Genomic DNA, 23,314 nt, shown 5'->3' with positions numbered 1-23,314 from the left:
TCGCCTGCCCGACAATCGGCACGGTGCCCGCCAGACCCTGTCTTTTGCGTTATGCAACAAAGTTGTAGCCCATCTTCACCACAAAGCATAAGGGCCGACCGGTACTTGCCCGATCGGCCCTTATGCTTTTACTGCTTGTTGACTGCAGTGGCGCTACGAGTTGATGACGTGGCGCGCGAACTTTTCCAGGTAGTCCATCAGCGAATTGGCACCACGCAAGGCAGCGGTGTCGTCGCCAGATGCAATGCCCTGCGCCAGTTCCATGTGGGTGCGGGCTCCTTCCTTGATCTCGCCTTCGTGCTGGTAGGCATACCAGAAGCGCCGGCATTGCACGACCAGCGGCACCACACACTTCACTGCCGACTGGTTGCGGCTGGCTTCGTGGATCACCTCGTCCAGCTGGTGGTCGGCTTCCATGTACTGCTCAAGGCTGTCGTTCTCGGCCGCCTGAATCATGTTTTGCGCACAGGCCAGAATGGCCGTGCGCTGGCTCTGGCTGGCGCGCCGCGCGGCGCAGCTGGCGATCAACTGATCGAGCACCCGGCGCGTCTGGATCACGTCCAACAGCTCGGCCAGATCAATGTTGGACACCAGCAGGCCACGCCGGGGCTGCTGCACGATCAGGCCGATCGACACCATGCGCAGCAGGGCTTCGCGCACGGGGGTTCGGCCCAGCCCGGTGAGTTCGGCCAGATCGGCTTCCACCACGGGGCTGCCAGGTTCCAGCTGGAGGGTCGAGATCATCGCCTCCAGCGAGTCATAGGCCAGATCAGCGGCCCGACGTTTCGCTGTGGGTTTCAACGAGCGGGCTGGAATGGGCATGTTGTTTCTTTGATTCACGACGTTGCAGCGCGGCTTGCAGTTCGCCGATGATCCCGAGTCGGAAGAACGAGACGCAGACGACGAACGTAAAGCCGATGATGATGGTGACGACGCCGCCCAGTGCTGCAAGATAGTTCTGTAAGGTAAGCACCAGGGCCGCGCCAACCACCGGGCCCCATCCGGTGCCCAGGCCGCCCAGCAGTGTCATCAGCAAGACCTCGGTCGAGGTCGACAGCATGACGTCATTGAGTGCGGCCAGTTGCAGCACCAAGGCCTTCATCGAGCCTGCCACCCCCGCGAGTGCGGCCGACAACATGAACGCATAGAGCTTGCAACGATCGATATCGTATCCCAGTGAAATGGCACGGGCCGGATTGTCACGCAGGGCTTTGAGCGCCTGGCCGAACGGCGAGTGGATGATGCGGTGAATCGCCAGGAAACCAAGCACGAACACCGCCAGCACGAAGTAGTACATCGCGGTGTCGGACGACAGGTCGATGAAGCCCAGCAAGTGACCACGAGGCACGCCCTGCATGCCGTCTTCGCCACCCGTCCACGGTGCCTGCACCGCGAAGAAATAGGCGATCTGCGACAAGGCCAGTGTGACCATCGAGAAGTACACACCCGTGCGACGGATGGCGAGCGCGCCAATGACATAGCCAATGGCAGTGGCAACCAGCACGCCGGCCAGAATGGCGATCTCGACCGGCAGGCCCTTCGGCGCGTAATGGATCATCAGCCCGCCAGTGGTGTAGCCGGCCCAGCCGAAGAAGGCGGCATGGCCGAATGACACCAGACCGGTGAAGCCGATCAGCAGGTTGAAGGCCAGGGCAAACAGCCCGAAGCACAACACCTTCATGATGAAGACGGGGTAGGCGATCTCGGGGAAGAAGGGCACCAGCATGGCGGGCACCAGCAGCACCAGCAGGATGCGAACCGGCATGGGTATCGAAGTGAAGCTGAAAGCTTGGGCCGCGGTCGGCACAGAAGCACGCGTCATTTATTTCTCCTTGCCGAACATGCCGGCCGGGCGCGTCAGCAGCACCAGTGCCATCACCACAAACACCACTACCGTGGCGGCTTCGGGGTAGAAAACCTTGGTCAAACCTTCGACCAGACCCAGCGCCAGGCCTGTGAAAATCGCTCCCAGGATGGAGCCCAGGCCACCGATGACCACTACCGCGAACACGATGTTGAGCAGGTTGGCTCCCATCAGCGGATTGACCTGCATGATCGGTGCGGCCATCACGCCGGCAACGCCTGCCAGCGCCACACCAAAGCCGTAAGTGAGCGTGATCATCAGCGGAATGTTCACGCCGAAGGCCTGCAGCAGCTTGGCGTTTTCCGTGCCGGCGCGCAGCAGTGCGCCAAGCTTGGTGCGCTCGAACAGATACCAGGTCACGGCGCAGATAATCAGCGAGAACACCACCACGAAGGCCCGATAGGTGGGCAGGAACATGAAGTCCAGATCGATGCCACCGCGCAGCAATTCAGGCGGGTCGTAGTTCAGGCCCGAAATGCCGTAGAAGTGGCGGAACGCGCCTTCCAGCATCAGCGCAATGCCGAAGGTCAGCAGCAATCCGTACAGGTGGTCCAGGTGATAAAGACGCTTCAGCAGCGTCTTTTCCAGCACGATGCCCAGGCCACCCACGATCAGCGGAGCCAGGATCAATGCCAGCCAGAAGTTGATCTTGAATTCGGGGCCGAGCAACAGCGGAAGCTGGGCGAAACCCATCCACGCCAGGAATGCCGCCACCATGAACTGCGCCCCGTGGGCGAAATTGATGATGTTGAGCAGACCGAAAATAATCGCCAGGCCCATGCTCAGCAGGGCATAGAAGCAACCGTTGATCAGGCCCACCAGCAACTGGGCCATCAGGGCGTTCATTGAGATGTCGAACATGGGTGTCTGCGCAAAAAAAGCCGTGGCGTCGACAGGACGGAATCGATCTCCGCCAGACCGCGGATGGATGACGCCACTCTCGGCCAGACGAAGGTCAGGAGATCAGGAGCTGTCCCGGCGGCCATGCGCCGGGCATCACGCCAGACTTACGACTTGTTGATCGGGCAAGCCGGGTTCGGCGCGGGGTAGACGTCCTCGCCCTTCAGCACAGCCTTGACCTTGTAGTAGTCCCACGGCTCTTTCGATTCCGCAGGCTTCTTCACTTCCAGCAACAGCATGTCGTGCACCAGCGAGCCGTCGGCGCGCAGCTTGCCGTTGCGGATCACTGCGTCGTTGATGGTCATCTTGCGCAGCTGGGCCATCACGGCACCGGCTTCGTCGGTTTTTGCCGCCTCGATGGCCTTCAGGTAGTTCAGCGTGGCCGAGTACACACCCGCTTGCGCAGACGTCGGCATGCGTTTGGCCTTCTCGAAGAACTTGCGCGACCAGGCACGTGATTTGTCATCGAAGTCCCAGTAGAAGGCTTCGCTCAGGTACATGCCCTGGCCCTTTTCCAGTCCGATGCTGTGGATGTCCGAGATGTAGGCCAGCAAGGGTGCCACCACCTGCTTGCGGGTGATGCCGTATTCGTTGGCCTGCTTGATGGCATTGATGGTGTCGTTACCCGCGTTGGCCAGCGCGATCACGTCAGCTTTCGACGACTGGGCTTTCAGCAGGTAAGACGAGAAGTCGCCGCCCGGGAAGGGGTGGCGCGATACGCCCAGCACCTTGCCGCCGTCATGGTTGATGACTTCGGTCGCGTCTTTTTCCAGCGAGTGGCCGAAGGTGTAATCGGCGGTCACGAAGTAGAAGGACTTCTTGCCTTCCTTGACCAGCGCACGCGCGGTGCCGGCAGCCAGCGCGTAGGTGTTGGTGGTCCATTGTGCGGTCAGGGCATTGCAGCGCTCGCCCAGAATGGCGGTTGCCAGGCCCGACGAGGGCATGGTCACGCGGTTCTTCTGCTTGGCGATTTCCATCACGGCCAGCGCGGTGGACGCGGTGGGGAAGTCGGTCGTCATGTCGACTTTTTCCTGGTCGAACCAGGTGCGCGCCAGGTTGGCTGCGACGTCGGGCTTGTTCTGGTGATCGGCGAAGATCAGCTCGATCGGGGCACCCAGCACCTTGCCGCCAAACTCTTCGATCGCCAGTCGCGCAGCAATCACGGAACCCTGGCCCGACAGATCGGAATACACGCCTGACAGGTCGTTCAGGACGCCGATCTTCACGACGTTGTCGCTGACTTGTGCGTGGGCACCAAAGGCGAGGAAGCTTGCGAGGCAGGCGGCGATATAGGTGAGTTTCATCGGAATGATTCCATCAAGGGGGAAGGAAGGGGGACGACGATTCAAATGCCAAGCAGTTCGGTCAGGCGGTCTTGTTTCGCCTCGACCTCCGCACGTTCGATGACTTCCACCACTTCGCCGTGCTCGATCACGTAGTGGCGATCCGCGAGATGCTGCGCGAAGCGGAAGTTCTGCTCCACCAGCACCATCGTGAAATTGCGGGCTTTCAGTTCGCGTATCACCTGCCCCAGCTTCTGGACGATGACAGGCGCGAGTCCTTCGGTGATCTCATCGAGCAACAGCAATTGCGCGCCGGTGCGCAGAATGCGCGCCATCGCCAGCATCTGCTGCTCGCCACCAGACAGCCGGGTGCCCGGGCTGTTGGCGCGTTCTTTCAGGTTCGGGAACATCTCGTAGATCTGTTCCAGCGACATGCCGTTGGGTCCGACCATGGGCAGCAAAGTCAGGTTTTCTTCGGCGGTCAGCGAGGCATAGATGCCGCGCTCTTCCGGGCAATAGCCCAGGCCCAGCCGGGCGATCTTGTGCGGCGGCAGGTCGATCACTTCCTTGCCCGCCACCTTGATGGAACCGGTGCGTTTGCCCGTCAACCCAAGGATGGCGCGCAGGGTGGTCGTGCGCCCCGCACCGTTGCGCCCCAGCAGGGTGATGCACTCACCTTGCTGCACGTCCAGGTTGATGTTGTGCAGCACGTGCGATTCGCCATACCAGGCGTGCAGGTCGCGGATGGACAGCATGGGCGGTGTGTTGCCGGTGTTGCTGCCTGCAGAGCGGTGATCAGGCATCTTCGGTTCCCATGTAGGCAGTGCGCACAGCAGGGTTGACCGACACTTGCGCGTACGGGCCCTCGGCAAGCACTTCACCGCGTTGCAGCACGGTGATGGTGTCGGTGATGTCCGCCACCACTTTCATGTTGTGCTCGACCATCAAAATGGTGCGACTGGCCGAGACTTTCTTGATCAGGTCTTTCACGCGGTCCACGTCCTCGTGGCCCATGCCCTGCGTGGGTTCATCCAGCAGCAGCATTTCCGGGTCGAGTGCCAGCGTGGTCGCAATTTCCAGCGTGCGTTTGCGGCCATAGGGCAGGTCGGCGGCAAGATGATGCGCAAACGCAGCCAGCCCGACTTCTTCCAGCAATGCCATCGCCGGTTCGTCCAGGCTGCGCAGCGAGGCGGTCGATTGCCAGAAGTGGTAATCGACGCCCAGTTTGCGTTGCAGTGCAACCTTCACGTTTTCCAGCACGGTCATCTGCGCGAACACTGCTGAGATCTGGAAGGACCGCACCACACCGCGTCGTGCGGTCTGGGCGGGCTTTTCTGCCGTGATGTCCTGCCCGTTGAAGATGATCTGCCCGCGCGTGGGCACGTGGAACTTCGTCAACAGGTTGAACACCGTGGTCTTGCCCGCACCATTCGGTCCGATCAGCGCGTGGATGGCACCGCGTTTGACTTGCAGGTTCACGTCGCGAACCGCGACGAAACCCCGGAACTCTTTAGACAGAGCCCGTGTTTCAAGGATGATGTCCTGATCCATGCGTATGACCGAATCGAAGGTGGAGGAGGGCGTGCAGCGGGGGCGGGGCGTGTTTACGGCATGGCGGGTCAGATCACCGATTGGTAGGCAGCCGGGCGGGTGGCCAGGGCCTTGGCAACGATCTGCTCGATGTATTCACGTTCCGTGCCAACCAGCGGCAGACGCGGACGGCGCACGTTCTCGTTGCCCACACCGACCAGCGTTTCCACCAGCTTCAGGTTCTGCACCAGCTTGGTCGAAACATCCAAGTGCAGCAGCGGCGTGAACCACTGATACAGCTTCAGTGCCTCGTCGTACTTGCCGGCTTGCATCAGGTCGTAGAGCGCCACGGTTTCACGCGGGAACGAGGTCACCAGGCCAGCCAGCAGGCCATCGCAGCCCAGTGCCAGGCCTTCGAAGGACAGATCGTCCACGCCCAGGAACAGCTGATAGCGCGTGCCAACGGTGTTGCGCAGGTCGGTGATGCGACGGATGTTGTCGGTGCTTTCCTTGATCGCCACCAGCCACTCGCAGTCAGCCAGTTCCACCATGTCTTCCGGCTTCAGATCCACGCGGTACGCGACCGGGTTGTTGTAGATCATGATCGGCTTCTTCGCGGCTTCGGCAATGGTGCGCACGTTCTGCCTGGCTTCGCGTGCATCGGCCACATAGATCACCGCCGGCATCACCATGAAGCCATCCACGCCCAGCGCGTTAGCACCTTCGACGAAGCGGATGGCTTCGCGTGTGCTGGTCTCCGACACATTGGCCAGCACCGGCACGCGACCGGCTGCCGCCTTGACGGCGATGTCCGCGACTTCAAGTTTTTCTTCCAGCGTCAAGGTGCTGGCTTCGCCCAAGGAGCCGGTCGTGACCAAGCCGTGCACCCCGTTCTTGATCAGGAACTCGATGTGCTTGGCGGTGCCGGCTGCATCGATGCTTTCGTCTGCGTGGAATTTGGTGGTGATGGCGGGGTAGACACCACGCCAGGGCTGGCTGCTCATTGAGGACTCTCCGAAAGGACCCGTCAGCCCGGCCAGCGACCGCTTGGACGTAACTGATCGTGTAAATATATTTATAAGATATTGAACTGGTTGGGCGTCGTCAACAGATTTTCTTTGCGTTGAGGACGCTCGCTGGATGTCCCGAAAACCCATGCCCTACGCCGGTGCGCGCGAACCTGGGGTATGTACTGAGACGGGGCAACGTATGCCCGGGGATGGGGCAAAAGCGGGGTGGCGGCCTGTTGCGGGGTTACTTTTTGCATCGTTTGGTGCAAAGGAAAAAAATCTCTGTGCGATGCAAGAAAAGTCGTTCGCGGCGAATGGCTTGCCGGATGATCCCGCCAATTTTTCGTTGCCAGGTGGGTGCTTGCGCGGCACCGGCCAACCACATGAATGGGGCCTGAGACAAGGCATCGCGCGGTGCGTTTTACGCAGTGGGTGGCAGCTAGACCACGTGGATGGTGGTCCTGGCGCGTGATCTGATTTTTGTGTTCTTGAGCGCCGGTTTCATCAACGGGCTGGCTGCGTCGCCAGCGGCAAAGACGCCCGGCACCGAGGTCTGTTTGCGGTCATCGACGCGAATCGTCCCTGGGTGAAGTAGGTGGTCGGTCCCCATTCGGGAATCAGGACGCCGTGATGTGCCGACATCACGTGATTGGCGAGCACGCCCAACGGCGGGCCCGCCACCTCGTAACCGTGGCAGTAAGGGCAGTGCAAGACCGTCTGGCCCCAGCGTTCCTGCAAGCCGGCAATGGCAGGCAGTTCATCACGCACGCCGGTGGCAAGGATCAATCGGCTGGCGTGGTGTTCACTGCCATCGGCCAGCGACAAGGTGAACCCGCAAACCTTGGCCCGGGCTTGCATATCGAGGCGAAGACATGCAGCCGACGCGGCGCTGGCCGCGCCGTCGACAAAGACTTAACAGGGGAGAGGGCTTACCAGTCGAGCGGAACGGGGTAACCCATGCCGTTCAGCACCACGCGAAGCTGGTGTTCGGCAAAGTAGGCAATCAGCATGCTGGCCACCAGGATGACCATGTCCAGCGAAGATGCTTTGCCCAACTGCGGCAACGTGCGGCGCAGCCGGGTGAAGCCTGACCCGGCCAGCAGCATGGGCAGGCCATACATCAGCAACAGCGTGCCCAGCAGCAGAAGCTTGGCACCCAGCAGCGTCACGCGCTCGTTGGCCTGCGCAGCCAGATAAGGGGCCACCAGGGACAGGTGCAGCGGGACGGCGGATGCCACCAGCAGCAGAAAGCCCCACAGCCGGATCGAGCCGGGTGGGCGGCGCGGGGCTGGCGTCGGGTCGATGCCTGCTGCTGGCGAAACCTGTTCACCGTCGGGTGTCGAGCGCGTTGCCGCGCTGTCATCGTGGTCAGGCTGCCCCGTTGGTCTGGTGGGTTCGTTCATCACGCGCTTATTTCGGCTCGTGGTCGGCGATGACGATCATCTGCCAACGGATCGGGCCTTGCGGTGGACCGTGGGGGTGATGTTTGTTGTTCGGAAACGGTTCACCGCGCGTGACGGCGATTTCGCGGCTGCATCCCAGGCATCGGTAGATGCCGGAGACCGGTACCGTGTCGTTGGCGGTGAACACCATGTTGAAGACTTTGTGGGTCATCTGGTGAAGGTGTTCTTCGTTCTGGAAAAAGGCCATGCGATGCTCGGTATGTCGTCAAGCGGGAATAGTAGCGCTCTGTGGGGTTGGGCGTATTTTTGCTGTGTCGGTGTGTGGTTCTTGAGCCAGTCGCGGGTGTCGGGGGCGCGTCGCCTGCCCCGCTTGACCTTGGCGTCGGGTCTCCGCCCTCCACCTTGTCCAGAAGGGCAGCCGCCACGCCCCCGACCCTCACGCCTTCAAAACGGCTTGGTTAAAAGCGAATTCCGCCTTTGGGCGATTCGGTATTTCTGGCTGCTCGGATGCTGTATTCGGCTCCCCCGTATTGGCGTTCGCCATCCTTGAATGGCAAGCCGGCCGGAGTCGGGGACTTGGCTGGTCAGGTCGCCACGAAGCGATCTCTCCGGCTCACGATTCGGTGGGTTCTTCAGCAGCCTTTTACCGCAGCGCCACTCAAGGAAATTTGCGCTTCTGCTTGGTGGTGGGGTGACACCGAAGCGGGTGGCCGCACGGCAATAGCATGCGGAGAAGGGGCGGGGCGCAGGTGGTCGCTGGCTGGATTGCTTAGGGACGAGCGTCCCGCGATTAAGGCGTGCGGGAGCCGACATGACGGTGCATGCCGAAGCCTCCGTAGCGGATAAATCCCTGTTCGTCGCGGCGCTATGTGTGCATCCCAGCCGTCTCTCTGAACGTTTGCGACGGCTGTCTCTTCGCTGGCAACGAACAGGCGTTTCCCAACGCCGTTTGGCCTACGTCGCATGTGACGCACGCGTGCTGAAGAGCCGTCCGAAGCCGTCGGCCTTCCAGCCATTCTCCCGCATGCCCTTGCCGTGCGGCCACCCGCTTCGGTGTCACCCCACCACCAAGCAGACAAGCGACTTCGTTGAGCGTCGCTGCCGTAAAAGGCCGCTGAAAGACGGCCCGAAACGTGAGCCGTTGACTCGCTTCGTGGCGACCTGACCAGCTAGTCCCCAAGGCCAGCCCTGTGGCAATCAAGGATGGTGGCCCACGCATGCCGAGAACGGGGTACAGCACTTAACAGCCAGAAAAACGGCAACCGTCCACAGGCGGGATTTGCTTTTAACCAAGCCGTTTTGAAGGCGTGGGTGGTGGGGCCGGATTGGCTGCCCTTCTGGACAAGGTGGAGGGCGGAGACCCGACGCCAAGGTCAAGCGGGGCAGACGAGCCGGCCCCACCACCCGCGACTGGCAGAAGAAACCAACAGCGATCACAAAAAAACGCCGACCGTGAACAAATCACGACCGGCGTATAGACGAGCAACTTGCAGAAAAAAAACTTAATGGCTACCCAGATACAACTGCGCCATCCGCTCATCCGCCAACAGCTCAGACGCACGCCCCGACAACACGCACGCACCCTGGTCCAAAATGTACCCCTGCTGACTGATCTCCAGCGCCTGACGTGCCCGCTGCTCCACCATCAACACCGCCACACCCGCCGCCGGCAACGCCTTCACCATATCGAACACCTTGCCCACCAGCGAAGGTGCCAACGCCGCCGTCGGCTCGTCCAACACCATCAAACGCGGCGACGGCATCAGCGCCCGAGCAAACGCCAACTGCTGACGCTCACCGCCCGACAACGCACTCGCACGCTGGCCCAGACGTTCCTGCAGCACCGGGAAATTCACCAGCACCTCATCCATGCGCACCTTCAGGTTCTTCACCCCACGCACCACCTGCAGATTTTCCCGCACCGTCAGCGATGGAAACACATTCGCCACCTGCGGCACATACGCCAGGCCCGCGTAGAAACGATCCTCGGCACCCAGGCGCGTCAGCGACTTCCCATCCAGCACCACCTCGCCTTCCACACGCGGCAGCAGACCCAGCAATGCCTTCACCAGCGTCGACTTACCCGCACCATTGGTGCCGGCAATCGTCACGATCTCACCGGGGGCGACATGCAGGTCGATGCCCTTGATGATGTCGACTTCCGAGTAGCCGCCACGCAGCCCGTTCAATGTCAGCAGGCTCATGCCACGCCTCCCATATACGCTTCCTGAACCCGTGGGTCGTTCATCACTGCACGCGGGTCACCTTCGGCCAGAATCGCGCCGCGATCCATCACGATCATGCGACCGGCCAGCGCTTGCAGCGCCTGCAAATGGTGCTCGATCACGATGAAGCTGATGCCTTGTGCGTGCAGTTCGCGCACGCGGGCGCACAGCTCGTCGATCAGCACCGGGTTCACGCCGGCAAACGGCTCGTCCAGCAAAATGCACTTGGGGTCGAGCATCAGCACGCGGCCCAGTTCAACCAGCTTTTTCTGCCCGCCTGACAAGCCACCGGCCATGGTGTCGCGCACGCGCTTCAGGTTCAGGAATTCCAGAATCTTGTCGGCCTTCTCGCTCAGTTCATGTTCATTGCGTACCAGCGAAGACGTGCGGAAGAACGAGGACAGCAGGCGTTCGCCGCGCAGGTTGGGTGCGGCAGCCAGCAGGTTCTCGTGCACCGTCAGGCTTTTGAATTCACGCGGAATCTGGAAGGTGCGAACCAGGCCCAGATGTGCGCGTTTGTAGGGCGGCAATTTGGTGATGTCGTGGCCGTCGAACATGATGCTGCCGCCGTCCGAGCCTTGCTGGCCGGCAATCGCGGCGAACAAGGTGCTTTTGCCTGCGCCGTTGGTGCCGGCGATGCCCAGGATTTCCTGCTTGCCCAGGGACACGGAAACCTTGTCGACTGCCGTGAAACCGCCGAAGCGGCGGGTAATGTCGCGCGCTTCGAGAATCATGCTTGCCTCTTGCCGAACATGCCTTGCGGCCGATACAGGGTGAACAGGATCAGCGCGAGGCCAACCACGGCCAAACGCACGCTGGCCATATGCACTTCAGACACGCCGGGGATCAAGTCCTTGGCGAAGCGCGAGCCTTCCAGGAAGATCATCAGCAAGGCGGTGCCGCCAATCGCGCCGCGCACGGTGCCCGTGCCGCCCATGATCAGGCTCATCCACACGTAGAAAGTCACCAGCGGAATGAACTGTTCGGGCGTGATGAAGGTGATGAAGTGTGCGTAGAACGCACCGCCCATGCCGGCCAGTGCCGCGCCCAGCATGAAGATCTGCACCTTGAAGCGTGCCGGGTCTTTGCCCAGCGCCATCAATGCGGTTTCGTCGTCGCCAATTGCGCGCAACAGGCGGCCCAGCGGGCTGCGGGTCAGGCGCAAGGTGCCCCAGGCGGTGATGGCGGTAACCAGCACCAGGGTCACGAACAGAGCGATGTCCGAATTGCCGCTACCCAGCGACGCAAAAGCTTTGGGCAGACCGGGCAGGCCTTGCACGCCGTTGGTCAGCCATTCTTCTTGCTGAATGGTGATGCGGATGGCTTCCGAGAAGCCCAGCGTGACAATCGCCAGATAGTCTTCGCGCAGGCGCAAGGACAGCAGGCCGATCGGCAGCGCAGCCAGCCCCGCGACGATCATTGCTGCCAGGAACGACAGCGGCAGCGGCACGCCTTTCAGCGATAGCAGGCCCGACGTGTACGCACCAATCGCAAAGAACGCGACGATGCCGAAGTTCACCAGCCGGGTCAGGCCGAACTGCAGGTTCAGGCCCAGCGTGAGCAGGGCGTAGATCAGCACCACAATGCCGATGGAAAGTAGATAGGCGGTCATGCTTACCTCACGAGTTCGATGCGGCCGAACAGGCCGGCGGGGCGAATCAACAGCGCAATCGCCAATACGCCAAAGGCAAGCACCAGCTTGTACGAGGCACCCAGGAAGGGCACCGACAGTTCCTGTGCCACGCACAGCAGCACGGCACCGACGACAGCACCGACTGGACTACCGATACCACCCAGCACCATGGCAGCGAAGGCCGGAATCAGGTGTTCCCAACCCAGGTCGGGCATGACAACTGCCTTCATGCCAAGCAGCACACCGCCGACCGACGACAGTGCGCCCACCAGTAACCACAGCGAGATCAATAGGCCACGCGCGCGGATGCCGCTGGCACGTGCCAAGTCGGGGCTGTCTGCCACGGCGCGCAATTGGCGGCCGAAGCTGGTCTTGTAGAGCAGGATGAACACCACCGCCAGGCACGCCAGCGCAACGCCTGCAATCGCCAGGTCGGTCGGCAGGATGCGCACGCCGTTGAAGTTCCACGCGCGCATCAGCGGCAGTTGGAAGGTACGCTGGTCATGGCCTGCGAACAGCGAGATCAGACTGCGAATCAAAAAGCCCAGACCGATTGCCGCAAGCAGCGAAGCGACCATGGGCTGGCGCGCAAGCTTGCGGAAGATCAGAAAGTAGGACGCGGCCGAGGTCGCTGCGATGGCGAGCGCGCCGATCAGGGCGGCCAGCACCAGCGAGGGCACGCCGGCCAACTGCAGGCCGATGGTGGCATAGGCACCTGCGGTCATGAAGTCGCCGGTGGCGGCGTTGGGGAAGCGGTTCACGCCCATCACCAGCGTCATGGCAAGTGCTGGCAATGCAACCACCAGCCCTTCGATCACGCCGTTGATGAGGAGATTCAGGAATTCTGTCATTGGGGATACCACAGAGCGGGCCGGCCGCATCCATAGACACGGCCGGCCCGAGAGAGCAAAAACGCGATCAGACAGCCGCAGCGATGGAAACGACGTCGCGACGGACCAGCTGGCCCTTTTCGATCACGAACACGCCGAAGTCAGGCGTGGTGTCGCCGAACTTGTCGAAGTCCAGCTTGCTGGATGCGCCTTCGTAGTTGATCTTCTTCTTGGCCGCGAGGGCTGCCTTGCCGCTGGCAAACGAGTACACCGCGTCGCCCGGCGGGTTCGACACTTCACGGATCTTGCCGTTGATGGTGGCGATGTCGGCTTTGGCACCGGCTGCTTCGATAGCCAGGGCCAGCGAGATCACCATGTCGTAGGCCATGGCGGCGTAGATGTTGCTGCCAGCCGAGCGGCCCATGGCCTTGGTGTAGGCAGCGTCGAAGGCCTTGTAGGCATCGCTGCCTTCGTTGGACACGGTTTCCACCGAGATCACGCCTTCGCAGACTTCGTTGCCCAGTGCCTTCACCAGATCCGGGCCGGCTGCCCAACCCGGCATGATCCACTTGTTTTCAGCGCCGGCCTGGAACCACTCGCGCAAGATGATCGTGCTGTCCGGCAGGTAGGAACCGGTGACGATGACGTCGGGCTTGGCATCCAGCACTTTTTGCAGTTCGCTGCGATAGCTGGGGCGATTGGGTTCGTACACCACTTCGGCCACGACCTTGTTGCCGCGCGCTTCCCAGGCTTTCTTGAAGCCGTTCACATTGCCCAGACCCGAGGCGTTGTTGAAAGCCATGGTGGCCGGGCGCTTGAAGCCGCGCTTGGTGCAGATTTCGGCAAACGCAGCGCCGAAGCGGTCGTTGGTTGCCTGGAAGCGCCACACCAGATCCTTGGTGTCCAGCGTCGAGATTGCCGGTGCACCCGACACGTTCATCTCGATGATGCCGGCAGCGTCGGTCAGCGGCATGACTGCCAGCGTCACGCCCGACGACCAGGTGCCCAGAATGGCCTGGACCTTATTGACTTCGATCAGCTTCTTGGCGGCCAGGACGGCGGCGTCAGGCTTGGTCTGCGAGTCTTCCGTGATCAGTTCGAGCTTCATGCCGGCTACGCCGCCAGCTGCATTGACTTCATCGACTGCCAGGCGGATGGCCTGTTGCATGCCCGGGCCGTAGGGGCTGCCAGCGCCGGTGATCGGGGTCAGCGCGCCAATGCGGAAGGTGCCGCCTTCCTGCGCAAAGCTCAGCGAGGGCAACAGTTGTACTGCCGCGGCGGCGGCGCTCAGCTTGACGAAACTTCTGCGGTCCATGTCTCTTCCTTTGGTATGGATTGGTCTTGCTTGTTGTCTGGTATTTCCAGTCTTGCCGGCGATCTATATAAATACGTGCAGAACACGTGATGGATTCATGTCATCGCGCGTTTTGCCGCGCTTTCTGCCGTGCTTTCAGTGCGTGTACGCCTTGCCGTCCTTCACCACGTTCTGGATATGGTCGCCCTGGCCCAGCAGGCAGGAAATGTCTGCCAGCGGGTCACCGTCGACCACCAGCAGGTCGGCGATTGCGCCAGTCTTGATCACGCCCAACTGGCCCGTCATGCCCAGAATTTCCGCGCCAACCAGGGTGGCTTGTTGCAGTACCGGGCCGTTGCCCAGAATGTCGGCACGGATGCGCAGCTCGTCCGACTGGAAGCGGTGCGAGGCACCCAGCAGATCGGAACCCAGGCCCATTTTCACGCCTGCATCTTGCAGCAGGCGCAGCGCGGCCTTGCCGGTGGCGCGCACGGTTTCGATCTTGGCAACCGATTCCGGCGGCAGGCCCAGGCTTTCGCCTTCGCTGGCCAGCGCTTCGTAGGTCACCAACGTCGGCACCATGAACGCGCCTTTCTCTGCCATCAGGGCAGCGGTTTCCGCGTCGACCAGGTTGCCGTGTTCGATGGTGCGCACGCCCAATTTCACCACGCGGGAAATGGCCTTCGGCGTGTAGGCGTGGGCCATCACGTAAGTGCCTGCGTTGCCGGCTTCTTCCACCACGGCGCGCACTTCGTCTTCCGAGTAACCCAGGAAGTGGATCGGGTCGTTGGGCGAGGCCACGCCACCCGAGGCCATGATCTTGATCTGGTTCGCACCCTTGAGCATTTCTTCACGCACGGCCACGCGCAGGTTGTCCACACCGTCGACCACGCGGGCAATGCTGCCCACTTTCTGCGAGCAGGCGCAGGGTTCCAGAATGTCGGTACGGGCGCGGAAGTCACCGTGACCGCCGGTCTGCGACAAGGCGCGGCCCGACGAGAAGATGCGCGGACCTTGGATCAGGTCGGTGCGGGTGGCTTCAGCCAGCGTCCAGTCGGCACCGCCCGCGTCACGCACGGTGGTGAAGCCGCGCTTCAGCATGCCGCCCAGAATCGGGATGGCGCGCATGGTGGCAAAGGCGTTCGGCACGTTGCCGTTCAGGCCCAGGTTCAGGTGGGCTGCGACCACGTGGACATGACAGTCGATCATGCCGGGCATGACGGTCTTGCCAGTGGCGTCGATCACGGTGGCGTCAGCCGGGGCGGTCAGGTCCGACCCGATGGCGGTGATGCGCCCGTCTTCCACCAGCACTGACGCGCCAGCCTGGTAAGTGAGCGATTCGACGTCCAGCACATTGCCGCCGCGAATGAAAAGAGTCGTCATTGGTGCATATCCAGTGAGGGAGGCGCTATGCAATTCACTCATGTGGTGCATTGCCGCATGTACTACAAAGTATTGCCGTATATGCATATTGCGCCGTGGCGTTCATACGGACAATCGACATAAACTCACTGCATCATGAGCTTTCCTCATGGAGAAATCGTTTGCGTCGTCTTTGTCCTTCTCTCTCCGAGCTGAGCGCTTTCCATGCGGCGGCACGCCATCTGAGCTTTACCCAGGCAGCACAAGAGCTTTGTGTCACGCAGGGTGCCATCAGTCGGCACATTGCCGGGCTGGAACAGTTCCTGGGCACCATGTTGTTCTTGCGCCGGCCCAAAGGGCTGGAGCTGACCCATGCGGGTTTGACATACCTGAACGCCACGCGCCCGGCGATGAAGCAGCTGGAAACCGCCACCGCGCACCTGATGTCGCACCGGGGGACGGGTGGCGTGCTGAATCTGTCGGTGTCGCCTACCTTCGTGATCCAGTGGCTGTTTCCCCGGCTGGGGCATTTTCAGCAGAGCCTGCCCGATGTCAGCCTGAATTTTGTCCGGCATGAACATCTGCACGATTTCTCGTCGTCCTACGAACTCGATGCCGCCATCCAATTCGGGACTGGCGAGTGGCCGGATGCCGAAGCCGAATACCTGACGGGGCGCGAAACCAGCATCATTTGCAGCCCCGGCATGCGCGATTCGTTGAATTTCACCAGCACCGAGGCGCTTGCGCGGGCCACCTTGCTGCAGCACGTGGAAGTGCCGCATGCGTGGAAGGAATGGCTGATCGACAACCAGGTGCCGGAAGACATCAACGGACTGTTCGGCCCGCGCTTCAACCAATATTCGTTGATCATCCGCGCGGCTGTGTCCAGTGTGGGGGTAGGCGTGGTGCCGACCTGCCTGATCGAAGAAGAACTGCGCAGCGGCGCACTGGTCGAGCCGCTGGGCCGCCGTTACACCGGGCGCGACGGCTACTACCTGTGCGCCACGCCAGAGAAAAGCAACCTGCCGGCATTCCGTCTGTTCATGAACTGGGTGCGCGAACAGGTCGGGTCGCAGGCACAGGAAGCGCGTGAACTGCTGGGCCGGGCAGGGTCTTTGCCGCGCCCGGGTCAGGCGGCCATTCCTGCAGGCGCGCTGCGAACTCCGCGTGGCAAGCGGCGCGCACCGGTAGACGCGGCCGTGTCTTCGCTGCGTTGCGTGCGTCACGCGCGACCGCGCTGGCTATTTCTGGACAACGAACGAATGAGCTGATCGCTTTTTGTCCTGCCACGTGGCGATGCGTAAGGGTTGTCCCGTATCGGCAAGCGCTGGCCATCTGGTAAAAAGCCCCAGCGTCGACGACGCCCGTCGTGCGCAGATCGGTGTGCGGGCGGCTTATCCACCAGGAACGGCATGCAACTGCGCATCAGTGAAGAGATCACCTTTCGCAAACTGGAAGTGTTGCTGGCCTATCTAGAGGCCGGCAGCCTGGCGCGTGCCGCCGAACGGCTGGATATCAGCACGGTCAGCGTGCACCGCGCGCTGCATTCGCTGGAAGCCGGCATGCACTGCACGCTGTTTCGCCACGAAGGCCGTAATCTGGTGCCGACCGACGCGGCACAGGTGTTGGCCGAAGCCGCCCGCAACCTGATTGCCGACATGCACCAGGCGATTCGCAAGACGCGCGAGGCGGCGGGTTATTCCGCTGGTCGCCTGCGTATCGGCTCACTGTTTTCGCTGACCGCCACCACCGTCCCCGAGGTCTTGCGTGGCATCAAGCTGCGCAGGCCCGAACTGCATGTCGAACTGGTGCCGGGGTCCAACGATGACTTGCTGAATCAGCTGCGCCAGGGTGAGCTGGACGCCATCCTGACCGCCATGCCCGAGCCCGAGCCGGAAATCGAATCCATCGTCTTGTTCGAGGACGACATCTTCTTCGCTGCACCGGCCGATTCCGCCTACGCGGGCAAAACTTGCATCGACTTGCGCCAGTGCGCGGGCGAGCGCTTCGTTACCCTGAGCGCAGGTTTTGCCACTTACCGTGGGTTCATGGAAGCGTTTCGCATTGCCGGGTTCGAGCCGACCATCACCATGCGTGTGGACGACATCTACACCTTGATGAATCTGGTCAGCGGCGGGATTGGCTGCACCTTGCTGCCTGGTCGGGTGCGTGGGGTGGCTGGGCATCGTCTGCAGATGATCCCGCTCGATTCGCGCTATGCCATGCGGCAGACCATCTGCCTGAGTTTCAAACGCGCTCGCGAACGCGACCCGAATCTGCTTGCGCTCGCGGCCGCGTGCCGCATGGCAGTGTCGACGACCTAGATCATGGTCGTGCCGGTGGGCGGATAGTGCCGACTGGTGGCCCCCGAGGAATCCCGCAGGCCCGCACGGCGTTCCCTGCGGCGATGCGGCAATCGTTTCGTCCCGCGTAATGGTATTGGTCCAAGCGTAATTGATCCGGGCGCAGGGCGCGCGATACGGTGTGGCGCATATCGAGGGCGGCCGGACTCCGGTCGTCCCATTTTCACGCCGCTTGCCGCACCCACGGTCGAGGACGCCATGTCATCCCATATGCTTTCCATTTACGTGCTGGCCGCGATGTTTTTGCTGGCCACGCTGTTGCCGATCAACATGGGTGTCATCGCCTTTGTCGGCGCGTTTCTTGTCGGCACGCTGTTCGCCGGCATGTCGACCAAAGCCATCATGGCCGGCTTCCCGGCCGAGCTGTTCCTGACGCTGGTTGGCATTACTTATCTGTTCGCACTGGCCCAGAACAACGGCACCATCGACTGGCTGGTACGGCTGGGCGTGCGGCTGGTGCGCGGGCGCATTGCCGCCATTCCGTGGGTAATGTTCTTCATCACCGCAGCCTTGACCGGGGTCGGTGCAGTCAGCCCCGGTGCCGTGGCCATCGTCGCACCGATTGCACTGGGCTTCGCCGCCAAATACAAGATCAGCCCCTTGATGATGGGCTTGATGGTGGTGCACGGCGCGCAGGGCGGCGGGTTCTCGCCGATCAGCATTTACGGTGGCATCACCAACCGTGTGGTCGAGAAAGCCGGCTTGCCTTTGAGCGAACTGACAACCGCGTTTGCCAGCCTGGGCGTGAACCTGGCGGTTGCCGCGCTGCTGTTCTTCACGCTGGGTGGCCTGCGACTGATGCGCGAACCGGTGGTGCCGCCGGAGCGCCGCTCGGTCATTCGCACGGCACCGGTCACCATCGCGCAGCGTGGTTCGCAGGTTTATGGCGATTCGGGCGACGAAGCGGAATTCCACGCCCCGGCTGACGACGATGCGGCAATGGCTGCACCGGCTGCCAAGCGCGATGGCTCGTTCGAACAGTGCGCCATGGTGTTCGGGCTGATTCTGCTTGCAGTGCTCACCTTGTACTTCCGACTCGACATCGGTTTTGTGTCGATCACCATCGGTCTGGTGCTGACGCTCTTCTCGCCGAATCTGCAAAAGCGCGCTATCGGTCAGGTGTCGTGGCCGGAAATCATGTTGATCGTGGGTGTCAGCACCTATGTGGGTGTGCTCGACAAGATGGGCACCATCGACTTCGTGGGGCATAGCGTGGCGGGCCTGACCTCGCCATTGATTGCCGCCTTGCTGCTCTGCTTCATCGGTGCCGTGGTATCTGCCTTTGCCTCGTCAACGGCAGTGCTGGGGTCCTTGATTCCGCTGGCGGTGCCGTTCCTGCAACAGGGAACGGGTGTGAGCGCGGTTGGCTTCATCGCGGCCATGGCGGTGGCGTCTACCATCGTTGATGTCAGCCCGTTCTCGACCAATGGCGCGCTGGTGCTGGCAAATGCACGAGGCATCGACCGGCAGGTGTTCCTGAAACAGCTGATGATCTACGGCGGGGTCGTGACGCTGGTTGCGCCTGTGGTGGTGTGGCTGCTGTTTGTGGTGTGGTGAGGGTTTGAAGGGTGGGGCGGATGATCGGTGGAACGATCTGAATGCCCCACCTTGAGTGCGGAGGCTTGGGAGTTTCAAGCTTGTAAGCGCCAGGCTTTTAGTCCCAAGCTTCTAGTTCCAAGCTTTTAGTCCCAATTTTTCACGCTCGGGTTTTTTAAGTGCGATGTCTAATTCCGCACTCGCAGCGGCTTGAACACTGGCCGCCGCAAGCGATCAATCAACCCTGACGCGCTCGCGTGCCATCAGTGCTGCAACGGTGTCCAGACGGGTGTCATCGATTGCCACGGTGCGAGCATCGGGCAAGGCTTCGGTGCACAGGCGGGTCAGCACCTTGCCCGGGGACATTTCCACGAACAGGCGTGCACCAACTTCCCAGGCCAATACGGATGTTTCGTGCCAGCGCACCAGGCTTGCCATGTTGTGGGCCAGGTCCAGACCGATTGCCGCCGGGTCACGTACCGCGCGGGCAGCGCTGGCGCTGTAATAGCGCAGGCGCGGTGGGCGCAAGCTGGTCTTCTGCACGGCGATACGCAAGGTTTCTGCCGGGGCATCGAGCAGCGCGCAGTGCGACGGCACGGCAATCGCGATCTCGCGAATGGCCCGAGCGCCCTGCGCCAAGGCCAGCGCACCAAGCCGATGGCGAGCACCATGTTCGCCAGCCACCACCAACTGCAACGGCGCATTGATGTTGGCCAGGTATACGGGCGTGTCAGGCGTATGAATGCTGGCGATCAGCGGTTCCAGCGCCGATTGCGGCATGCCCAGGATTGCGGTCATGCCATAGCCTTGCGGGTAGGCTTCGGCCATCAAGCCGCCCCGCAGGGCAACCAGTTTGATTGCCGCTTCCAGGTCCATGACGCCCGCGACCACTGCCGCGGCATACGCGCCGATGGAAAGCCCCGCTACGGCATCCGGTGCGCCGCCCGCGTCACTGGCGGCGTTGGCCGAGGCAACCCCTGCAATCAGCAGGCAGAGCTGGGTGGCAACGGTGCTTTCCAGGCTGGTGGCACCGTCCAGATCGGCCAGTGAGCCCAGCGACTGCACATGACGAGAGGCCGGATTCGACACGTCGGCTTGCAGCGCATTCAGGGCGGCCGCCGCATCTGCCAGGGTGGCATGCACAGTCGGGCAATCGGGCAGGGCGTGCAGCATGCCAGCGCGCTGCGCGCCCTGGCCGGGAAACGTGAAGAGGGTGCTCATGGCGTCAAGGATCTCATGAGACCGTCATCGGGGTCGTGATTTCCACCTGCCAGGGGTCTGAGAGCAACAGCGGACCATCCGCCGTCTTGAGCATCACCGGGCCACCCGTGCGTTGCCATTCGGCAAATGCAAAGCCACCCGCTGGCGTGTCGATCTGCACGTCGATGCGGATTGGGGCGGTGGTGGTGTCGGCAATGTTGTCCAGCACCTTGTTCAGTGCTCGTGCCGCACGCATGAATTCGTCTTCATCATCGGCGCGCACGATCAGGTCCAGGTCACTGTCGGGCCGCAGCACCGGCAGGTTGGTTGCCAGCGCAAACCCCACGCCGCCGCCAATCCCCCAGCGCACGCCTTCATCATTCAGCACGGCCGCAATCGGCCCGATGGCCGCCACGGCAGCCACCTGCTGCGAGGCAGAAGGCTCGCGCCATGCCTGGCTCCGTGCGATATGTTCCGGTGTGACGCAGCGTCGTACCGTGCGTGCGGGCAACCAAGCCGCGCAGCGTTCAGCACGCAAGCGGCCGCGCAGGCCAACCGGCAACCAGCCTGCCGGGCCAGCTGCCCGGCGCACCACGACCGGGGCGTCGGCCAGCCATGCCGGAGTCAGCCAAGGCGCACGGTCAAGCAAGGCGGCATGGCCGCTTTCGCCAGCGGCTTCAGGTGCAGTCTGCAGCGCACCCGGTAAGCCCAGCCACAACAGATCGTGCGCGCGGACCGAGTTCACCACTGCGCCCGAAGCTTGGCGCGTACCCGTGCCGAAGCCTGGCGGTTTTCCGCGCCCAGCCGACTGGCCAGACCACGTGTCGGGTCCGCCTGGATATCAGCAAGCGCATCACGCAAGACCGTGTCCACCTGCGCCAAGTCTGCCGTGCCTGGTTGCTGCGCGTTGCTAACCTCCACCAAGCGCCACAAAAGCCCCAGGGTTGCATAGGCAGAAATGTCGTAAGCCATTGGCGGCACGGTGGCCGCCAGGCGTTCCAGGTCTTCCACACTGCGCATGGTGATGCGCGCCGCCGCTGACTTGCCCATCGCGTGGACCTGCACACCGACATCATCCAGTGCAATCAGACGATTGGCCTGGTAGCCGTGGGCCAGGAAGGCACCTGACATCGCCTTGCCCACCAACAGCGCAATCACCGGGTGACCGGCCAGGCGTGCTTCGGCATAGGCACCTGCTGCCCCGGCCAGGGACTGGTGCAGCCCCAGTGCTTCTTCGCGTCGGCCGTAGGCTTGACTGGCCACATCGACAATCGCAATGATCGGTCGCGGTGTCTTGCCTTGGTCTGCGGCAATGACTTCATGCACGGCCTGTGCAATTGCCCAGCCTTCGATGACGCCGGTTTCGCCTTTGCGCACACGGGGATAGGCGTGGTTGGCATCTGGCACCACGCTGATGAAGCGGGCCTCTGAACCTGCAAAGGGGGCATCTGCCACCAGCAACGTGGTCGGATAACCCTGGGCTGGCGTTGCGTTACCGGTAAGCGCGTCGAACCAGATGGCCCCGCGCGAGGATGCGGGTTCCTGGGCAGCACCCGGGGAACGGTCATGAGAAATCGGCGTGGCGCTCATGAGGCCTCCGGGGTGGAATAGAGCTGGCGGACACCTGCGGCGTCAATAGCCACAGATGGGTTGTACGCAGCCAGTTTCGACAGATAGTGTTGCCACGCGTCGCTTTTCGGCGATGTCGGCAGCGGACCATTCACCAGTGCTGCAACGGTCTGGCGAACCTGTTCGACATCGTCTTCTACGTAGGCATCGACCAGGCCGGTGGCGAAACGCTGTTCACCACCCGTCAGGCCCCAGATGAAGGGGCGGTCACGCGAGTCGTATTCGTCAATGCCGGCTTCTTGTTCGATCACCGCCGGGCCGTTCAGGCCCAGACGAGCTTCGCGGGTAACGACCAGATAACTGCACAGGCCTGCGGCAATCGACATGCCGCCAAAGCAGCCAACGCTTCCGGCAATCAGTCCGACTACTGGAACATAACGGCGCAGGTCGACAATGGCTGCATGGATTTCGGCAATGGCAGCCAGGCCCAGATTGGCTTCCTGAAGGCGTACGCCACCGGTTTCCAGCAACAGGACTGCGCGTGTCGGAATACCCTTGCGGTTGTCTTCAGCCGCGAGTTCCAGCGCGCCCGCGATCTTGGCACCGCCGACTTCGCCCATGCTGCCGCCTTGGAATGCGCCTTCGATGGCAAGCACGACAGCAGGCTGACCGTCGATTGTGCCCTTGGCCACCACCACGCCGTCGTCGGCTTGGGTGACCACGCCTTGCGCGGCCAACCACGGCGAGCGTTCACGCTCGAAAGGGTCTATCAGTTCGCGGAAGCTGCCCGGGTCGAGCAGCGCGGCAGCACGTTCGCGTGCACCCAGTTCAACGATGCTCTGGCGGCTTGCCAACGATTCAAGCGAACGGGAATTCGCCGCAGCCGGGTGAGTCGCCGGTGCGGGTTGCGTTGCGATGCTCATGTCTGGTTCCTCATGCTTGATTCCTCATGCTTGACTCTTCATACGGTGCCCTCATGACTTCGATTGCTGGCGGGCGTCGGCCAGCGTGTCCAGGGCCTGAGCGAGTCGCATGCCGACCACGCCGGGGGTTGCGCCGAAATCATTGATCTCGATGTCGAGTGCAGGCAGTGCCGTGTCTGCAAAGACGCGATCGAGCTGAGCACGCCAAGTGGCGGCAAAACCGTCGACCGAGGTGGTGACGCGAATGCGGGTACGGCCACTCTGGCCGGGTTCGACCAGGACTTCCAGGTCGCCCGAGCCGACAACGCCGACCAAGGTACGGGTGACAGGTGGCGTGCTCGCGGTGTAGTCGAAATCCAGTTGTTCCATGAGCAATGCTCCAGGTATGC

The 23,314-nt window shown here is 62.3% G+C and carries 23 protein-coding genes and 1 pseudogene; 3 read left to right on the top strand and 21 right to left on the bottom strand.

Annotated features, from left to right (window positions below; translation table 11 throughout):
• Window positions 1–153 precede the first annotated feature (153 nt).
• The 16 genes and pseudogenes from FXN63_RS18525 to FXN63_RS18450 form a co-directional block, all read right to left on the bottom strand.
• Window positions 154–822, bottom strand: a complete 669-nt coding sequence (locus FXN63_RS18525; protein ID WP_148816658.1) for a GntR family transcriptional regulator — start codon at window positions 820–822, stop codon at window positions 154–156.
• Window positions 770–1,822: a branched-chain amino acid ABC transporter permease gene (locus tag FXN63_RS18520; RefSeq protein WP_425468625.1), complete on the bottom strand. Its 1,053-nt coding sequence runs from the start codon at window positions 1,820–1,822 to the stop codon at window positions 770–772. Before FXN63_RS18520 ends, FXN63_RS18525 begins: the two co-directional genes overlap by 53 nt.
• A complete protein-coding gene (locus FXN63_RS18515; RefSeq protein WP_148816657.1) occupies window positions 1,823–2,725 on the bottom strand; it encodes a branched-chain amino acid ABC transporter permease in 903 nt (300 codons plus the stop codon). It lies immediately after the preceding gene.
• Window positions 2,726–2,871: 146 nt separating this feature from the next.
• Window positions 2,872–4,068, bottom strand: coding sequence for an ABC transporter substrate-binding protein (locus tag FXN63_RS18510; protein ID WP_148816656.1), 1,197 nt, complete (start codon window positions 4,066–4,068; stop codon window positions 2,872–2,874).
• 41 nt (window positions 4,069–4,109) lie between these two features.
• Window positions 4,110–4,850 (bottom strand): ABC transporter ATP-binding protein, encoded by a 741-nt coding sequence (locus tag FXN63_RS18505; RefSeq protein WP_425468624.1) that lies wholly within the window; start codon window positions 4,848–4,850, stop codon window positions 4,110–4,112.
• Window positions 4,843–5,598: an ABC transporter ATP-binding protein gene (locus FXN63_RS18500; RefSeq protein WP_148816655.1), complete on the bottom strand. Its 756-nt coding sequence runs from the start codon at window positions 5,596–5,598 to the stop codon at window positions 4,843–4,845. Before FXN63_RS18500 ends, FXN63_RS18505 begins: the two co-directional genes overlap by 8 nt.
• Before the next feature lie 68 nt (window positions 5,599–5,666).
• On the bottom strand, window positions 5,667–6,581 hold the full coding sequence (locus FXN63_RS18495; protein ID WP_148816654.1) for a dihydrodipicolinate synthase family protein: 915 nt from the start codon (window positions 6,579–6,581) through the stop codon (window positions 5,667–5,669).
• 579 nt (window positions 6,582–7,160) lie between these two features.
• Window positions 7,161–7,421 (bottom strand): annotated as a pseudogene (locus FXN63_RS18490) (NAD(P)/FAD-dependent oxidoreductase); the annotation flags it as partial.
• A gap of 95 nt (window positions 7,422–7,516) precedes the next feature.
• Window positions 7,517–7,990 carry a hypothetical protein gene (locus FXN63_RS18485; RefSeq protein WP_148816653.1) on the bottom strand — a complete coding sequence of 158 codons (474 nt, stop codon included), beginning with the start codon at window positions 7,988–7,990 and terminating at the stop codon, window positions 7,517–7,519.
• A gap of 7 nt (window positions 7,991–7,997) precedes the next feature.
• Window positions 7,998–8,237, bottom strand: a complete 240-nt coding sequence (locus tag FXN63_RS18480; protein ID WP_148816652.1) for a protein L — start codon at window positions 8,235–8,237, stop codon at window positions 7,998–8,000.
• 1,255 nt (window positions 8,238–9,492) lie between these two features.
• Window positions 9,493–10,194, bottom strand: a complete 702-nt coding sequence (locus FXN63_RS18475) for an ABC transporter ATP-binding protein (protein WP_148816651.1) — start codon at window positions 10,192–10,194, stop codon at window positions 9,493–9,495.
• Window positions 10,191–10,949, bottom strand: a complete 759-nt coding sequence (locus tag FXN63_RS18470) for an ABC transporter ATP-binding protein (RefSeq protein ID WP_148816650.1) — start codon at window positions 10,947–10,949, stop codon at window positions 10,191–10,193. Before FXN63_RS18470 ends, FXN63_RS18475 begins: the two co-directional genes overlap by 4 nt.
• The gene (locus FXN63_RS18465; RefSeq protein ID WP_148816649.1) at window positions 10,946–11,827 is read right to left on the bottom strand and encodes a branched-chain amino acid ABC transporter permease; all 882 of its coding nucleotides are present in this window, start codon (window positions 11,825–11,827) and stop codon (window positions 10,946–10,948) included. The genes FXN63_RS18470 and FXN63_RS18465 overlap by 4 nt, the downstream gene beginning before the upstream one ends.
• A 2-nt stretch (window positions 11,828–11,829) precedes the next feature.
• Entirely contained in the window at window positions 11,830–12,699 is an 870-nt protein-coding gene (locus FXN63_RS18460; protein ID WP_148816648.1) for a branched-chain amino acid ABC transporter permease, read from the bottom strand.
• Between the two features lie 67 nt (window positions 12,700–12,766).
• A complete protein-coding gene (locus FXN63_RS18455) occupies window positions 12,767–13,993 on the bottom strand; it encodes an ABC transporter substrate-binding protein (RefSeq protein ID WP_148816647.1) in 1,227 nt (408 codons plus the stop codon).
• 135 nt (window positions 13,994–14,128) lie between these two features.
• Window positions 14,129–15,355, bottom strand: coding sequence for a metal-dependent hydrolase family protein (locus FXN63_RS18450; RefSeq protein WP_148816646.1), 1,227 nt, complete (start codon window positions 15,353–15,355; stop codon window positions 14,129–14,131).
• Between the two features lie 161 nt (window positions 15,356–15,516).
• Here FXN63_RS18450 and FXN63_RS18445 point away from each other — a divergent pair, with 161 nt between their 5' ends.
• The 3 genes from FXN63_RS18445 to FXN63_RS18435 all read left to right on the top strand — a co-directional run bounded on the left by FXN63_RS18445 (window position 15,517) and on the right by FXN63_RS18435 (window position 19,254).
• Window positions 15,517–16,605 (top strand): LysR substrate-binding domain-containing protein, encoded by a 1,089-nt coding sequence (locus FXN63_RS18445; protein ID WP_148816645.1) that lies wholly within the window; start codon window positions 15,517–15,519, stop codon window positions 16,603–16,605.
• A gap of 141 nt (window positions 16,606–16,746) precedes the next feature.
• Entirely contained in the window at window positions 16,747–17,658 is a 912-nt protein-coding gene (locus FXN63_RS18440; RefSeq protein ID WP_148816644.1) for a LysR family transcriptional regulator, read from the top strand.
• A 237-nt stretch (window positions 17,659–17,895) separates the two neighbouring features.
• Window positions 17,896–19,254: an SLC13 family permease gene (locus FXN63_RS18435; protein WP_148816643.1), complete on the top strand. Its 1,359-nt coding sequence runs from the start codon at window positions 17,896–17,898 to the stop codon at window positions 19,252–19,254.
• Window positions 19,255–19,467: 213 nt separating this feature from the next.
• Here FXN63_RS18435 and FXN63_RS18430 read toward each other — a convergent pair whose 3' ends face one another.
• From FXN63_RS18430 to FXN63_RS18410, 5 genes are read right to left on the bottom strand one after another with little or no spacing between them, the layout of a single operon-like run.
• Entirely contained in the window at window positions 19,468–20,454 is a 987-nt protein-coding gene (locus FXN63_RS18430; protein WP_148816642.1) for an acyltransferase domain-containing protein, read from the bottom strand.
• Window positions 20,455–20,467: 13 nt separating this feature from the next.
• Entirely contained in the window at window positions 20,468–21,178 is a 711-nt protein-coding gene (locus FXN63_RS18425) for a malonate decarboxylase holo-ACP synthase (RefSeq protein WP_187394944.1), read from the bottom strand.
• The gene (mdcE, locus tag FXN63_RS18420) at window positions 21,175–22,023 is read right to left on the bottom strand and encodes a biotin-independent malonate decarboxylase subunit gamma (protein ID WP_148816640.1); all 849 of its coding nucleotides are present in this window, start codon (window positions 22,021–22,023) and stop codon (window positions 21,175–21,177) included. The genes FXN63_RS18425 and mdcE overlap by 4 nt, the downstream gene beginning before the upstream one ends.
• Window positions 22,020–22,925 (bottom strand): biotin-independent malonate decarboxylase subunit beta, encoded by a 906-nt coding sequence (locus FXN63_RS18415; protein ID WP_148816639.1) that lies wholly within the window; start codon window positions 22,923–22,925, stop codon window positions 22,020–22,022. Before FXN63_RS18415 ends, mdcE begins: the two co-directional genes overlap by 4 nt.
• A gap of 51 nt (window positions 22,926–22,976) precedes the next feature.
• Window positions 22,977–23,294, bottom strand: a complete 318-nt coding sequence (locus tag FXN63_RS18410) for a malonate decarboxylase subunit delta (RefSeq protein ID WP_148816638.1) — start codon at window positions 23,292–23,294, stop codon at window positions 22,977–22,979.
• Window positions 23,295–23,314 lie beyond the last annotated feature (20 nt).

It is taken from the genome of Pigmentiphaga aceris (assembly GCF_008119665.1).
GTDB classification, from domain to species: Bacteria; Pseudomonadota; Gammaproteobacteria; order Burkholderiales; family Burkholderiaceae_B; genus Pigmentiphaga; species Pigmentiphaga aceris.
This window is presented reverse-complemented; position numbering and strand designations above follow the sequence as displayed.